Below are 14248 nucleotides of genomic sequence, written 5' to 3'. Positions count from 1 at the left end.
TATGATCTAAAAATTAATTAATAGCTTTTATAAGTTCTGCCATTTTTGAGGCTCTTATTCTTACTTCATCTTCTGTCCATGACAATTTTATTAGACAGGAAATATTTCGTCCTATAAAATGATCAGACTGCTCAAAAGATTTAGTTTTAAGATATTCTAAACCTTTTTTTACTTCTTTAGAAATTGGAAACAATGATTTTAAATCTTTGAGATGATTCCATTTATTAATGTAATGCCAGTTATTTTCGTAATAATTCCAACATACATCTACACCGTTTTCTTTAAATCCTTTAGAAACATTTAATGCCGTTTCTGTATCTGGTAAAAAGAAGTTTAAAAATGAGTAACTTTCCTCTCCTCCATCTGGAACCCTTCTAAAAGTCACACCTGGCACTTTGGAAAGCGCATCTCTAATAATGGTATAATTCCTTTTCTGTATTGCAATAAATTCTGGCAAGCGTCTTACTTGCGCTAAACCAACGGCAGCATGTAATTCTGAAATTCTAAAATTATAACCTAAAAAAGGATGCGTTTCTGCTCCTCTATCATTACCTACATGATCGTGTCCATGGTCGCTATAATGATCTGCATTAATGTAATATTCTTTATTATTAGTAACTACTGCTCCACCTTCTCCACAGGTTATGGTTTTTACAAAATCGAAAGAAAAACAACCTAAATCCGCTATACTACCTAACGGTTTTCCTTTGTAGGTGCCTCCAATGGCTTGGCAAGCGTCTTCAATAAAAATAAGATTATTTTCGTTACAAATTTTACTTAATGCATCCATATTACCCATACTTCCGCACATCTGTACAACCATTACCGCTTTTGTTTTTAGCGTAATTGCTGCTTCAACCGCTTTTGGATCTAATGTTAATGTATCATCTACATCAACAAGAATAGGAATTGCGCCCAACATCATAATGGCCTCAAAACTAGCAACGAAAGTAAAAGTTGGCATAATAACTTCATCTCCTGCACCAACACCTGCTGATGCTAAAGCAACTGAAACCGCAGCTGTTCCGCTAGATACTAATTGCACATGATTAGACTGAAACGTAGTTGCTAATTCTGTTTCAAGTTCTTTTGCTTTCCAATGGCCTTTTCGCATGGCATCAAAACCATAACGCATTAAAACGCCATTATCTAATACATCATTAACTTCTTTTCGCTCTAAATCACTAAACAATTCGAATCCTGGCATATTGAAAATTTTAATTTTAACGTAAATATATAGAATATTACAATTTTACACGTATTAAAACAGCTACAATTCTATAACTGTTTTACTTACTTGTTTTCTCACTTTTTTAAAGTCTGCAAACATATCATCTTCGGCTCTAAAACCTACAGGCAAAAGCAATACTGATGAAAGCCCTAACGCTTCTAAACCTAATTCTGTATCTAAATCTTTAGGAACAAAGCCTTCCATAGGACAACTATCTATACCTTCTACTGCACATACTGTCATTAAATTTCCTAAAGCAATATAGGCTTGTCTTGTTGCCCAATCTACTTTTTTAGTTACTGTCATCTCGTTAATCGATGACTTCAATTGAGTTTTAAATGGAGATAGAATTGCATCTGGTGTATTTCTTATGCTTTTAATGGTTTCAAAATGCTCATCCACATCGTTTTCATCAATTTCATTTTGAATACAAAGTACCAATAAGTGTGATGAATCTGCTACTTGACGCTGACCATAAGACATACCAACGAGTTTTTCGCGCTTACTTTTATCTTCTACAATAACCATTTTTAAGGTCTGTAACCCATAAGATAAAGCTGTTAAATTAAAAGCTTCTTTTAAGGTATCAAGTTGTTCTACGGAAAGTTTCTTGGTGTCATTGAACTTTTTGGTAGCATAGCGCCAATTTAATTTTTCTATGATAGACATCGTATTCTTTTTTTTGTAAAAATACGGAATTAAAGTATTGATTTATTTTACGAGTTAAAGTGAATTAGCAACTTTAAATCACTGAATTCATTTATTTTTTAACGGTTTTCAGGGTATTGCGAGATTAGAATACAAACTAGTTTTGTAATGTGATAAAAAATTAAAATTTAACCATCATGAAAACAAAACTATTTACAATTTTAATACTTATTCTAATTTCTCAATCGTGTAGCTTTAGTGTAAGTCCTGAAAAATATTTTGGCAAAGTTGCCCTAAACACTAACTTATTAGGTGGGTTTGGTAAACAAGACTTTGAAAACTATATGAACGCAAAATCACAAAAAGCATTATATATTAAACTTGAAAATGATGAGTACGACATGCAAGGCATGCTTGTTCCGCATTTAACAACTTATATTATTCCTAATATTGAAAAAAGCATTAATGAAATTAAAGATTTAAAAGTAACTGCAAGCACAGAAGCAATGATTAATGCGTCTTTAAACTTACATGAATTCACTTTAGATAAATACAAAACAGAGTACGTAAAAATTGCAGAACTTATAGACAATAAAGCTTCAAAAACAGAGATTCATCAAGAAATAATAAGATTTGAACAATCTTATTTAGATGAATTTTGGGATTTACACACCAATTTAATGGATATTGCAATTCCTTATGCAAAAGATAATGGTATTGAAGTGTCTCGCTTCTAATACATAAATTTTTTAAATCTCAAAAGTTCAATTATTAGGTTTAAGTTGCCAATTATATGCAGAAAATTTCAAATTCTATATTAAAGTTATCTCCTAAAAAATTAGCAATTTATCTAATTATTTATCCGCTCATAGTTATAGCCTTTTATACAATTCTTTCGGTTTCTCTTCGTAATTTAAAGGAAGGCCTAGAATCGCAAACACAAGTGATTTCCATCCTTTTAATTGGTGTTTATATATTATTTGCTTTAGCTTTTTTACTCTGGATTTTATGGCTAAGAGCAACAACACTTTCAGTCGAGCCAATTAAACTTGGCATTCCTTTAAAATGGTTTAAGATTGCCTTTGGATTATTTCTGTTTTATTTAATCTATAATTTAGCCTATGAGCCTTTGTTTGCTTTTCTAAGGAACTCTTACGATAGTTATACTTGGGTTTTATATGCAACAAGAGAAACTATCAATTTTGTAGGTTTATTAATTCTCTATCCTGTTATTTGTCATTATTCTGCAAGAGCTATTTATGTTAAAAAGAATAATAGCGACGCAACATTTGTTAATTCTATAGCATATACTTTATTACTTATTTTTATACCTATCAGTATTCCTTTTTTTCAGAAATACTTTAGTCCTAATAAAACCCAAAAAAATACCTTAATAAAAATTTATGCTTTAGCATTAGGAATATTAACACTCCTTATTATAATAGCATTTATAGCTGCCATTACTGGAGCATTGTAGAAAGTCTTCAACCTATTACAATAATTTATTAAATCGGTTTTGACTTTAATTCTAAAACTCGATTTTTCAGATAATAGAACCTCAATAAAGCAGCAACATAACCAAATAAGAGTAAAAGGAGTATGTGAATAATTTCAGAATTATACAAATGACTATCAACTCCCATTACCGTTTGTTTTTTTAGAAATGAAAAATAAGGTTTTAGCGGAATTAAGTTAGAAACATATTGTAATACTAAAGGCATATCTTTAAAAGACCACGTGATTCCGGTAATTAAAAAAACAGGATATGATGTAAAAGCCATTATCTCCATAACTCTAACTTGAGATTTAAAAAAAGACGACACAAACCATCCATATAATATCGTCGCCATAAAAAACAAAAAAGAGACCATAATCAATGTAAAAAAACTGCCATTTAATGGTAAATCAAAAACAGGAAACACAACAAAAAAAGTAAGCAGCATGTAAGCAAAATAGAGTAATAGATAAAAACTTGTTTTACCTAATATATAATTAAGAAAACTGTAATTACTTTCTTCAAAATTAGATTTTAGAACATTATTTTCTCGGTCATGAGCGACACTTTCAGACATACCAATAAGCAACGTCTGATGTAAAATAAGAATAAATAATGCTGGTAATAGAAAATTACCATAATTGTTGGTTGGGTTATAAACCGCATTAATTTGTGCCGTTATAGGTTGCGCTTTTAATGTTGCCAATGATGGATTAATCCCTTTAGATTGAAAAAACTGTTGACGAGAATTCTCAGCATATTCCATGGCCACCAAATTAACCGCTTTGTTAATATCGTTTGAGGATAGAAATTTAGAATTATTAAGAATTAAGCCAATTGGTGTACTTTGATGTGCTATTAATTTCTCTTCAAACCCTTTTGGTATATGTATTAATCCTTGCACATCAAAACTATAAAATCCGTTTTTAGCTTCAGCCAAGTTGATGTAACTATGCGTTATATTTATTTTTTGTGTGGCGTTAATTTTATTTAAAAAAGACTTGCTGCTTTGCGAGTTATCTAAATCTACAATACCTACACTTACCTCCTCTTCATCTTTATTAAAATAAGTAGAACCCATTAAAGCAAAATAAAGTAAAGGTGCTGCCAACAAAGCCAATAGAATACTATGGTCGTTGTAGACCAAGCTGGCTTCTTTTTTGAGCAATATCCAAATGAGTTTTAAGTTCATATTGTACTCATTTTAGGTTGTAGAAATATAATCTTTCTATTAATTATTAAACCAATACTAATTATAACAACTCCAATAACAAGGAATATGAATAGTTTCTCAATTTCTGGTAATATGAATTTGAAAGGTGTATTTAATTGATAAATCTTTAAGAAGCCTGTTAAAAAGTGTGTATAAGGAATCACTTGAGCATACAAACTATTAAACCAAGGCATTGCCCAAATAGGAAACGTAAACCCACTAAACACAAAGGCTGGTGAATTATAAAAAATAGCAATATCTAGGGCAATTATTTCATCTTTAAACAGCAAAGAAATACCAAACCCAAGAAAAATATTAACCGTAAGAAATAGTAAAAGGAGCACTAAAAGAGAACCTATATTACCATAAATAGGAATTCCAAAAACAGGGAATACAACAGCAAATAAAAACCCACATAGACTTAAACCAAATACAAGATATGCTAAATACTTGCCTAAAATCATAGTTAATATATTTCCATTAGCTGTGGCATATAAATCTGTGTAAGTCTTTAATTTCCATTCATTATTAAACGCTTGTGAAGCTGCAAAAAATAGAATCATCTGTATTAAAACCGTTGCCAAACCTGGTAATAGATAATAAATATAATTATATTGAGGATTCCCTAAAACTTTAGTATTGACGTCTATTGGCATTACCGTTCCCAATATTTTATCAGGATTAATACCTAAAGGCGCCATGTTTTTTACAACTACAGCAGCACTCATAAGTTGTGTTACTTCCGTAGCTAATCTGTATAACAGATTTCCAAAAACAATATTTGTAGAGTTGGTATAAATTTTTACATCAACAGGAATACCTTTAAGTACATCTTTATAAAAGTCTTTTGGAATATAAAATATACCTTGAACCTCGTTTTCTACAAACACAGTTTCTAAGTCGTCTTCTGAAGACATATAATAGATAACATCTAAATTGGGAGATGCTTCTAATGAGCGAATGTAAGTTCTACTTAATTCGCTATTATCATTATCATAAACCGCAATAGAAACTTCTCTTAGTGCACCTTCAGAGTAAATTAAACCCAATAAAATAAAGACAGCAACAGGAATTATTATAAATAGATTTCTAGTAGATTTCTGCCGAGACAATCTTTTCATTTCCCTTTTAAAAATATGGTATACAGACCATTTCATGGAGATGATTATTTAATAATTTGAATCGACATTCCTGGACGCAAATCTGCAATACGTTCTTGTGGTTTTAGATGAATTTCAAATGATTTAAGTTCATATTCACCTTTTGCCTTTATAGGTACCCAAGTTGCAAAATCTGCCATAGGAGAAATATAAGTGACTTTAAAATTAACCACTTCATTATTTAATCCAGGCACCTTAGCCTTGTATATTGTTCCCATTTTAAAATCAGATAAATGATCTTCTCTTATATTGAAAATAGCATATATTTTTTCGGGTATTTGAATTGTAACAATTGGATAGCCTGAAGCCATAACCTCACCTTCTTCTGCAATTTGATTACTAATAATACCAGATGCTGGCGCAACAATATCTAATTCGTTATAATAAGCCTCTACTTCATTGTATGCACCTTGCGCTCTTTCATAACTTCCTTGCGCTGCTTTGATATCTTCTATTCTAGTGCCTTTTTTACCCATTTCCCACATGGATTTTGCAGCATTCTTTTGTTCTTTAGCGGCATCATATTTAAACTGTACTTCATCCATCTCTTGTTTAGAAATAATACTATCTGCATAAAGTGCTTGATATCGTTTATAACTTTTATCGGCAAAATCAAATTGACTTTTAGCCATTAAGTATTGATTTTGTAATGCACTAACTTCCTCTTTACGTGCACCTGTTTGTGCTTTTTCAATTAAAGATTGTGCAGCTTTTACCATACCTTCCGCTTGGCCTTTTCTGGCATCTAAAATATCAGCTTCTAGTGTTGCTAAAACTTGTCCTTTTTCTACAACACTTCCTTTTTCGATTAAAATAGAATTTACACGTCCAGGAATTTCTGATGATACATTCACTTCTGTAGTTTCTAGCATACCAACATATATTTCTTGTTCTGGAGTAGCAGACCTAACCAAAAAATATACAATAGAGAATAGTATAATAAGTATCGGAATAGCTAATATGATGTATGATTTTTTCATGGTAAAATTTGGTTACTAATGATTGGTATTATTCTTTCTGGTTGTCCAATAGCACTATACAAATGAGCAATAGCTTTGTAATAACCATCTAAAGCAACAAGCTGTTCTATTTTAGACTTTTCGTAAAGTAAAGATGCATCAATAACATCGATAGATTTACCAAGACCTTCTTCAAAACGTCTAATATTAATTCTCAAATTTTCCTTAGCGAGTTCTACAGTAGCTATTTGGCTATTATATAATTTTTGTTGATTCAATGCATTAATATAATTGCTTTCCACGAGGAGTTTAATTTGTTGTGAGGTATACGCTTTGGCATTCTTTACTTCCTGTTGTAGATGTTTACTAGCTTTTAATTTATTGACATCTTTAAAACCATTGAAAATATTAAGCTGTGCTTGCACTCCAACTATAAATTTTGGAGGAATAATGGGTAAATCTTCACGAAACATGTTATAAGTACCAAAAGCAGCAATATTAGGCATAAACTTAGATCGTTCTAACGCATAAGCCTGTTTAGCCATAATTTCTTTCTGGTCAATCAATTCTAATATTGGCTGATTAGAATTAGCTGTATCTAATAGCTCTTTAAAATCAAAATAAAGATTTTGGTAACCAATACTATCCATTACTGTAAACACTTCAGATTCTGGTAAATTCATAGTAGTTCGCAATGCTAACTCAGCTAGTTTTAGTTTGTTTTTGTCATTATTAAGGTCTTTTTCTGCATCAGCCACAGCGACTTTTGCTCTTAATAAAACATGCTTCGGCAAAATTTCTAACTGTATAGCACGCTCTGTCTGTGCTTTGTGAGTTTCCATACCATCATAAACCTGCTGACGTGTTTTAATTACTTGTTTTAACAAAACAACTGTGAGATAACGATCTATAAGCTCAGTTGCTATTTCGTCTTTAACTTGTTTAAATTCTATTTCAGAAGATTCTAGCTCTGCCTTGGCATACTTCTTAGCTGCTATAATTTTTCCACCTGTAAAAATGGGTTGTGTCGCAGTTAATGCAGCAGTATAAATCTGTTGGTTGTCCACAGTTACATTGGGATATGCAGGAAATTGCTCTAAAACTCCGACTAAAGTACTGAATGCACTTTCTGCAGATACTCCAGATAGGCCTATCTGATCTCCATACGCTTGTATGAAAGCAGCACCATATTTTCCTCCTAAATCATCTAAAGAACTTTGAACTTGAGATGTATTTACCTCCATATTTTCACTTAAATAAGTATAACCTCCAAGAAGATTAATGGAAGGTAAAAAATTACCCTTTGCGGCTTTATCCTCGTAATTCTTTTGCTCAACACGTTCTGCGTAGCGTTTTATATTCTCGTTATTAGAATAACTCATTTCTAAAGCTTCAGAAAGACTGATTTTTCTTTCTTGTCCATAGGTATTAACAATACAAAGTATTATTAGCAATGTTGTATTAATAAGACGCATCATTTTTATGGATAACAAGTGAATAAATTCATTCATCAATTAATTGAAAATTTAATAATGAAATTTGAGTAAAATTAAAGATCAGAAGCAGAATTAAACATGACGTTTGTCAGTATAATTTATCTTTTAATTTTATTAAATTATTGAGCGAAAAACACGCTCATTATTTTTGTAACTTCTCAAGCATAAGACTTAACCATTATTAAAAAAAGAACTCCAAACCAAAAAAGACATATTGTAGATTAGATAAAATCTAAAATCAAAATGATTATATAAGGAATTATCGACGTATTTAGTATTGTTTTATAATCTTAATTTTTTAGATTAATTTAGTTCTTGAAATCAGAATAAATCAATTAATGATTATCAGCATATAATAAATTCTACTTAATACCTTTGGTTTAACAATTATATACCACACTATGAATATTGGACTTGTACTTTCTGGAGGTGGAGCACGTGGAGCTGCTCACATTGGTGTTATAAAAGCTTTGGAAGAAGAAGGTATATTTCCTACACATATTTCTGGTTCTAGCGCAGGAGCTATAGTTGGTGGATTATATGCAGCTGGTGTTTCTTGGTCTGAGATTTTACGTTTTTTTAAAACTATCACTATTTTTAGCGCTTATAGATACGCTCGCAATAAACCTGGATTTATAAATTCAGTTAATTTTTATGATGACCTAAAAGCTTTTTTTCCAAGAGATAACTTTGATGCTTTAGAAAAACCCTTGTTTGTAACTGCTGCAAATATTGTTGAAGGAACCTCAAAAATATTTAGTGAAGGAGAACTTATTAAACCTATAATTGCATCAGCTTCTTTTCCTGGAGTTTTTACACCTACCGAAATCAATGGTGATTATTATGTAGATGGAGGAACATTGAATAATTTCCCAACAGAGCCATTAATATCCATTTGTGATAAAATTATTGGCGTAAATGTAAGTCCATTAAAAAAAGTTGCTATAAAAGATTTAAAACACACGTATTCTATAGTAGAACGTGCCTATAAAATAAAACTAGCGGCAGAGTCTATTAACAAATTTAAAGATTGTGATATTGTAGTTAATCCTCAAGAATTAGTGAAGTTTAGTACTTTTAATATGAATAATATTGATACAATTTTCAATTTAGGCTATACCAAAGCAAAAATAATTTTAGAAAAAAGTAAAGTTCAATTTAACTAATTATATTTTTCTAAAATATTGAATCAAAATAATTTATAATCTAAATTAACTTATCAAACTCAATATTTTTTTAATAAAAAAAACCCATAACTTTCGTTATGGGTTTCGTTTTGCGGAGAAAGAGGGATTCGAACCCCCGGAGGTGTGACCCTCAACAGTTTTCAAGACTGCCGCATTCGACCACTCTGCCATTTCTCCAGTGTTTAGTCTCATTAGGTATTCCCTAAATGCGGGTGCAAATATAAACCCCTTTTTGTTTTCGGCAAATATTTTAACCTAGTTTTTTCAAAAAAAATAAATTCACAATTTTGTACGTCATAATTATCTCTATTTGAAGGGGATTTTTATATTAGGCATAATTAGTGATGACTTATTTATAATTTTGATTAATATTCTTAATTAATTTTACTTAAATGTCATTTTTAATGACTGTCATACAATTAAAAATTATATTAGCATGAAAAATATTCTTGTCGTTATTGGGTTTACCTCAGCAATTGTTGCTGCAATACTATCTTCTTCAAAATTTTACAGTTTTTCTATACTTCCTATTATTATTGCCTTTGTCTGTGGTTTAGTTTTATTATTTATTAGTAAAAATGTAAAAAATAATACAAAATCAATTCAATATATATTCCTTCTAGCTATTATATCCTTAACCTTAACTATTTATAAAAATGTAACCGTTAAACCAAAAAATATTGAAACGGAACAAATCGACCAAAATAAATCCATAGATTCTGAATCTGAATCTGAATTAAAACAAATAGAAGGAAAGATTTAATCAAATTTCATTTTTTTAATTTCAATTTAGTCCGCGCAAACATTTCAATCAAATTATCTTACTTTTACCAAAATCAATCGTTTACAGAAACGCAATTAAAAATCCAAAGAGAATTATACATGAAAATACTCATTGCCTCTGCCCTTATTTTGGTCGGTTCATGCGCCACAATAAGACATAGCGAGAAAATTGACAATCTTAAAGAGAGCATTTATTATAGCGATGAAGATATTGTAAAAAAATATCTAAGCACTATTAATACCCAACAATTAAAGTCTTATGTTGTTGAAGTATCTGCTGATAAATACGAAGGTAGAATGACAGGAGAAGAAGGACATAATCAGGTATGTCATTTTATAAGAAATAAATATGTAAGTCTAAACATTCTTCCTCCAAAAACGAATCCAAATTATTATCAAATTGTTCCTAAAGAAGTACTTCCTAACGACCTTAATAGTTCGCAAAACATAATAGCGTATATTGAAGGATCTGAATTTCCTGATGAATACATCTATATTTCTGCACACTCAGACCATGAAGGCATAAAAAATGGAGAAATCTACAATGGTGCAGACGATAATGGCTCTGGCACAGCTGCTGTATTAGAAATGGCTGAAGCTTTCAGTAATGCCACGTTAGATGGTTACAGACCTAAACGAAGCATTATCTTTTTACATGTAACAGGTGAAGAAGTTGGACTACACGGATCTAGGTACTACACGGAAAATCCAATTTTCCCTCTAGAGAATGCTGTCGCTACCTTAAATATTGATATGATTGGTAGAGTTGACCCAAGACATGAGAACAATGAAGATTATATATATCTAATTGGATCAAATAAAATGAGTACAGAATTAGATTTTATAGCGCAAAAAGCGAATTCAACTTTTACAAATTTAGAATTAGATTATAAATATAATGACGATAATGACCCAAACCGCTATTATTATAGATCCGATCATTACAATTTTGCCTTAAAAGGGGTTCCTGTTATATTCTTTTTTAACGGTGAACATGAAGATTATACAAAGCCAACTGATACTGCAGAAAAAATCAATTATCCGTTATTAGAAAAAAGAACGAAATTGATATTTGCAACAGCTTGGTATTTAGCAAATTCTTCAGAACGGCTAAAAGCTGAAATCATTTAAATTGAATAAACATTTTAACAAAAGCTAATAATGAAAAAGATACTAATTGTAAATTGTATTGCTTTTCTAATTTTAAGTTGTGGTAGTTCAACACAGAAAAAAACTAATACTCAACTTGCAAAAGAATCCATAATTGATCCCACTCTATTTGCTGAAACCATTACGTCAGATGAATTAAAGACCATGTTGTATAAATATGCTTCAGATGAATTTGAAGGCAGAAACACTGGAGAAAAAGGACAGAAAATGGCAGTTGAATATTTAAAAGAAAAATATCAATCAATGGCTATTTCTTCGCCTTTAGGTGAAGATGATTATTATCAAGAAGTGCCTCTAGAAAAACAAAAAGTGGCTGATGCTCAATTAAATGTTAACGGAAAAAAGTTTGAAAACTTTAAGCAGTTTATAGTAATGAGTGTTACTAAAAATGAAAACATAACCTTAGATGATATTATATATGTAGGATATGGCATTGATGATGAAAACTATTCAGATTATAAAAATATAGATGTAAAAGGCAAATTTGTTTTAGCAAAAACTGGTGAGCCAAAAGACCTAGAAGGCAATTTTATTACTTCAGGAACTACCGAAGAAACAATATGGTCTAGTGGCTATAAATCATTATCAAATAAAATTGAAGCTGCAAAAGAAAATGGAGCTAAAGGGCTATTATATATGGATAACGATTTATTTACAAAATATGCGCCTTTTTACAAGCGTCAACTAGAATCCAATGTTTCTAAACAACTCATTATAAAAAGCAAGGATACAAAGTTAATTACGCTACTAATAAATAAAGAATTAGCTCAAACTATACACAACTCCATTTCTGAGGATACAATATCTAAAAAAATTAAATCTACTATTAATTTAGAGATTGAAAATAGATCTGAGTCAATTAACTCTGAAAATGTATTAGCCTATATTAAAGGTTCTGAAAAACCTGATGAAGTCATAGTAATTTCTGCGCATTTAGATCACGAAGGAATAAAAGATGGCAAAATATATAATGGCGCAGACGATGATGGCTCTGGCACTGTTGCAATATTAGAAATAGCCCAAGCTTTTAAAGAAGCTAAAAAAGCAGGTTATGGACCAAAGCGAACTATATTATTTCTGCATGTAACAGGTGAAGAAAAAGGGCTTCTTGGGTCAAAGTACTATGCAGATTATAATCCTATTTTCCCATTAGAAAATACTGTTGCAAATCTTAATATTGATATGATTGGTAGAACTGACCCTAAACGGACAATTGGGACTAGAAATTATATTTATCTCATAGGTAGCGACAAACTCAGCACAGAATTACATAATATTTCTGAAGAAGCAAACTTAAAATACACACAAATGGAATTAGATTATAAATTCAATGATGATAACGACCCTAACCGTTTTTATTACAGGTCTGATCATTACAATTTTGCTAAAAATAATATTCCTGTAATTTTTTACTTCAATGGCACACACGATGATTACCATCAACCGTCTGACACACCAGACAAGATTGAATACGATTTATTAGAAACAAGATCACGTTTAGTGTTTTATACTGCATGGGAACTTGCTAATAGAGAAAATCGCATTATGGTAGACAAGACCCAATAAAAAGTTTGCAATAAAATTCTGTAAAAAAAGTCCTCTTTAATAAAAAGGACTTTTTTTATCGGTTTAAACCCACAAAAAAAGCTTCTCTAATTAGAGAAGCTTTGCATTTCTGGGTGGAAGACCGGGTTCGAACCGGCGACTTTCGGTACCACAAACCGACGCTCTAACCAGCTGAGCTACAACCACCATTTTAAATTGGATTGCAAATGTAGAATAATTACATTTTTCTACAAAGTGTTTTTATATTTATTTTATATCAAAAAAAGAATCTATTGCAACAAAACGCTCAACTGTATAACCCTCAGCATGTTCTACACCAACTAATCTTCCTAAATTTCTTGCTCTGTACTCTACACTATCTGTAAAATTTTTACTAGATATAGGAGTTTCAGGTTCTTTGCTATTAGGGTCATAAAACTGTGTTTTATAAGCTAATACCGATTCCATTTTTTTATCCATAAAACCCGAAACATCAACTACAACATCTGGCTCTATATCCTTCCATTGAATATAATGATAAACTGCCTTTGGCCTCCATGGTTGCTGCGGCTCTTTACTCTCTCCATAAATTGTCTCAATTTTCTTTAATCCACTTAAAAAACAAGCATCACTCACCAAATCACTTCCCTTTGGATGATCTATGTGTCTATCGGCAATAGCATTACAAATAACTATTTCTGGTTGATAGAAACGAATCATTTTTATAATTTCAAGTTGATGCTTTTTATCATTTAAAAAGAAACCATCCGAAAATCTCATATTAAATCTAGATTGAACTCCTAAAATTTTAGCCGCATTAAAAGCTTCTTCATCTCTTGTTTCAGCTGTACCTCTAGTTCCTAATTCACCTCTAGTTAAATCTATTATTCCTACTTTTTTTCCTTTAGAAACTTCTTTTGCTAAAGTTGCTCCACATCCCAATTCTACATCATCTGGATGTGCTCCTATCGCTAATATGTCTAATTTTATCTGCATAGTTTTAATTTTTCCGGAAGGAAAGATAGAACATATAAAATCTTTATTCTATTTAAATAATATAATTTAATGAATGTTTTAGACATACTTCAATTATCAAAAATATTAACAATAGTGCCTAATACTAATTTTCTTCTATTTCGCAAACGGTTTCGTTTACATAAATAAAGGTTTTATAGACTCAATTCAACAATAAATTAAAAAATCATCTATTTACTAAAAGTATGACTTTCGTCATAAATATTATTTATTAATGCTTTTACCTTTACGATACTAATTAAAATATCATCTTGGTTTGAACTTAGTAATTGCCATATCAATTATTATAATTCCTTCAATAATTTGGAGGAAATTCTCACCAAGCC

13 protein-coding genes and 2 tRNA genes are annotated in these 14248 nt (G+C 30.6%); 6 read left to right on the top strand and 9 right to left on the bottom strand.

Annotation, left to right across the window (positions count from 1 at the left end; translation table 11 throughout):
• Positions 1-13: 13 nt before the first annotated feature.
• Positions 14-1207: a DegT/DnrJ/EryC1/StrS family aminotransferase gene (locus HNV10_RS13125; protein WP_173301839.1), complete on the bottom strand. Its 1194-nt coding sequence runs from the start codon at positions 1205-1207 to the stop codon at positions 14-16.
• Between the two features lie 63 nt (positions 1208-1270).
• Positions 1271-1900, bottom strand: a complete 630-nt coding sequence (locus tag HNV10_RS13120) for an NAD(P)H-dependent oxidoreductase (protein WP_173301838.1) — start codon at positions 1898-1900, stop codon at positions 1271-1273.
• A gap of 176 nt (positions 1901-2076) precedes the next feature.
• Between HNV10_RS13120 and HNV10_RS13115 the strand changes: the two genes are divergently transcribed.
• Both HNV10_RS13115 and HNV10_RS13110 read left to right on the top strand, forming a co-directional pair.
• On the top strand, positions 2077-2616 hold the full coding sequence (locus HNV10_RS13115) for a hypothetical protein (RefSeq protein ID WP_173301837.1): 540 nt from the start codon (positions 2077-2079) through the stop codon (positions 2614-2616).
• 56 nt (positions 2617-2672) lie between these two features.
• Positions 2673-3356, top strand: coding sequence for a hypothetical protein (locus HNV10_RS13110; RefSeq protein ID WP_173301836.1), 684 nt, complete (start codon positions 2673-2675; stop codon positions 3354-3356).
• 28 nt (positions 3357-3384) lie between these two features.
• Here the strand turns inward: HNV10_RS13110 and HNV10_RS13105 are convergent, their stop codons facing one another.
• Genes HNV10_RS13105 through HNV10_RS13090 form a run of 4 tightly spaced genes read right to left on the bottom strand, consistent with a single transcriptional unit; the run spans position 3385 to position 8217 of the window.
• Positions 3385-4566, bottom strand: coding sequence for an ABC transporter permease (locus tag HNV10_RS13105; protein ID WP_173301835.1), 1182 nt, complete (start codon positions 4564-4566; stop codon positions 3385-3387).
• The gene (locus tag HNV10_RS13100) at positions 4563-5744 is read right to left on the bottom strand and encodes an ABC transporter permease (protein WP_173301834.1); all 1182 of its coding nucleotides are present in this window, start codon (positions 5742-5744) and stop codon (positions 4563-4565) included. The genes HNV10_RS13105 and HNV10_RS13100 overlap by 4 nt, the downstream gene beginning before the upstream one ends.
• Before the next feature lie 8 nt (positions 5745-5752).
• Positions 5753-6727 carry an HlyD family secretion protein gene (locus HNV10_RS13095; protein WP_173301833.1) on the bottom strand — a complete coding sequence of 325 codons (975 nt, stop codon included), beginning with the start codon at positions 6725-6727 and terminating at the stop codon, positions 5753-5755.
• The gene (locus HNV10_RS13090) at positions 6724-8217 is read right to left on the bottom strand and encodes a TolC family protein (RefSeq protein ID WP_173301832.1); all 1494 of its coding nucleotides are present in this window, start codon (positions 8215-8217) and stop codon (positions 6724-6726) included. Before HNV10_RS13090 ends, HNV10_RS13095 begins: the two co-directional genes overlap by 4 nt.
• A 386-nt stretch (positions 8218-8603) precedes the next feature.
• Between HNV10_RS13090 and HNV10_RS13085 the strand changes: the two genes are divergently transcribed.
• Positions 8604-9368, top strand: a complete 765-nt coding sequence (locus tag HNV10_RS13085; RefSeq protein ID WP_173301831.1) for a patatin-like phospholipase family protein — start codon at positions 8604-8606, stop codon at positions 9366-9368.
• 113 nt (positions 9369-9481) lie between these two features.
• On the opposite strand, the gene HNV10_RS13080 is transcribed toward HNV10_RS13085, so the two are convergent.
• A tRNA-Ser gene (locus tag HNV10_RS13080) sits at positions 9482-9566 on the bottom strand.
• Between the two features lie 259 nt (positions 9567-9825).
• On the opposite strand from HNV10_RS13080, the gene HNV10_RS13075 reads away from it, so the two are divergent.
• From HNV10_RS13075 to HNV10_RS13065, 3 genes are all read left to right on the top strand, one after another.
• The gene (locus HNV10_RS13075) at positions 9826-10152 is read left to right on the top strand and encodes a hypothetical protein (RefSeq protein WP_173301830.1); all 327 of its coding nucleotides are present in this window, start codon (positions 9826-9828) and stop codon (positions 10150-10152) included.
• A 119-nt stretch (positions 10153-10271) separates the two neighbouring features.
• Complete coding sequence (locus HNV10_RS13070; RefSeq protein ID WP_173301829.1) at positions 10272-11303, top strand: M28 family metallopeptidase; 1032 nt, start codon at positions 10272-10274, stop codon at positions 11301-11303.
• Positions 11304-11333: 30 nt separating this feature from the next.
• Positions 11334-12908, top strand: coding sequence for a M28 family metallopeptidase (locus tag HNV10_RS13065; protein WP_173301828.1), 1575 nt, complete (start codon positions 11334-11336; stop codon positions 12906-12908).
• Positions 12909-13019: 111 nt separating this feature from the next.
• On the opposite strand, the gene HNV10_RS13060 is transcribed toward HNV10_RS13065, so the two are convergent.
• Together HNV10_RS13060 and bshB1 are read right to left on the bottom strand one after the other, a co-directional pair.
• A tRNA-His gene (locus tag HNV10_RS13060) sits at positions 13020-13095 on the bottom strand.
• A 59-nt stretch (positions 13096-13154) separates the two neighbouring features.
• Positions 13155-13877: a bacillithiol biosynthesis deacetylase BshB1 gene (gene bshB1, locus HNV10_RS13055; protein WP_173301905.1), complete on the bottom strand. Its 723-nt coding sequence runs from the start codon at positions 13875-13877 to the stop codon at positions 13155-13157.
• Positions 13878-14248 lie beyond the last annotated feature (371 nt).

The organism is Winogradskyella litoriviva (assembly GCF_013249065.1).
Classification (GTDB): Bacteria; Bacteroidota; Bacteroidia; order Flavobacteriales; family Flavobacteriaceae; genus Winogradskyella; species Winogradskyella litoriviva.
The sequence above is the reverse complement of the archived record's forward strand: the minus strand, read 5'-3'. Positions and strand labels throughout refer to the sequence as shown.

Excerpts from the sequence above, each read along its gene's own strand:
- HNV10_RS13125 (WP_173301839.1), bottom strand. The coding sequence starts at position 1,207 with ATGCCAGGATTCGAATTGTTTAGTGATTTAGAGCGAAAAGAAGTTAAT.
- HNV10_RS13120 (WP_173301838.1), bottom strand. The coding sequence starts at position 1,900 with ATGTCTATCATAGAAAAATTAAATTGGCGCTATGCTACCAAAAAGTTC.
- HNV10_RS13115 (WP_173301837.1), top strand. The coding sequence starts at position 2,077 with ATGAAAACAAAACTATTTACAATTTTAATACTTATTCTAATTTCTCAA.
- HNV10_RS13110 (WP_173301836.1), top strand. The coding sequence starts at position 2,673 with ATGCAGAAAATTTCAAATTCTATATTAAAGTTATCTCCTAAAAAATTA.
- HNV10_RS13105 (WP_173301835.1), bottom strand. The coding sequence starts at position 4,566 with ATGAACTTAAAACTCATTTGGATATTGCTCAAAAAAGAAGCCAGCTTG.
- HNV10_RS13100 (WP_173301834.1), bottom strand. The coding sequence starts at position 5,744 with ATGAAATGGTCTGTATACCATATTTTTAAAAGGGAAATGAAAAGATTG.
- HNV10_RS13095 (WP_173301833.1), bottom strand. The coding sequence starts at position 6,727 with ATGAAAAAATCATACATCATATTAGCTATTCCGATACTTATTATACTA.
- HNV10_RS13090 (WP_173301832.1), bottom strand. The coding sequence starts at position 8,217 with ATGAATGAATTTATTCACTTGTTATCCATAAAAATGATGCGTCTTATT.
- HNV10_RS13085 (WP_173301831.1), top strand. The coding sequence starts at position 8,604 with ATGAATATTGGACTTGTACTTTCTGGAGGTGGAGCACGTGGAGCTGCT.
- HNV10_RS13075 (WP_173301830.1), top strand. The coding sequence starts at position 9,826 with ATGAAAAATATTCTTGTCGTTATTGGGTTTACCTCAGCAATTGTTGCT.
- HNV10_RS13070 (WP_173301829.1), top strand. The coding sequence starts at position 10,272 with ATGAAAATACTCATTGCCTCTGCCCTTATTTTGGTCGGTTCATGCGCC.
- HNV10_RS13065 (WP_173301828.1), top strand. The coding sequence starts at position 11,334 with ATGAAAAAGATACTAATTGTAAATTGTATTGCTTTTCTAATTTTAAGT.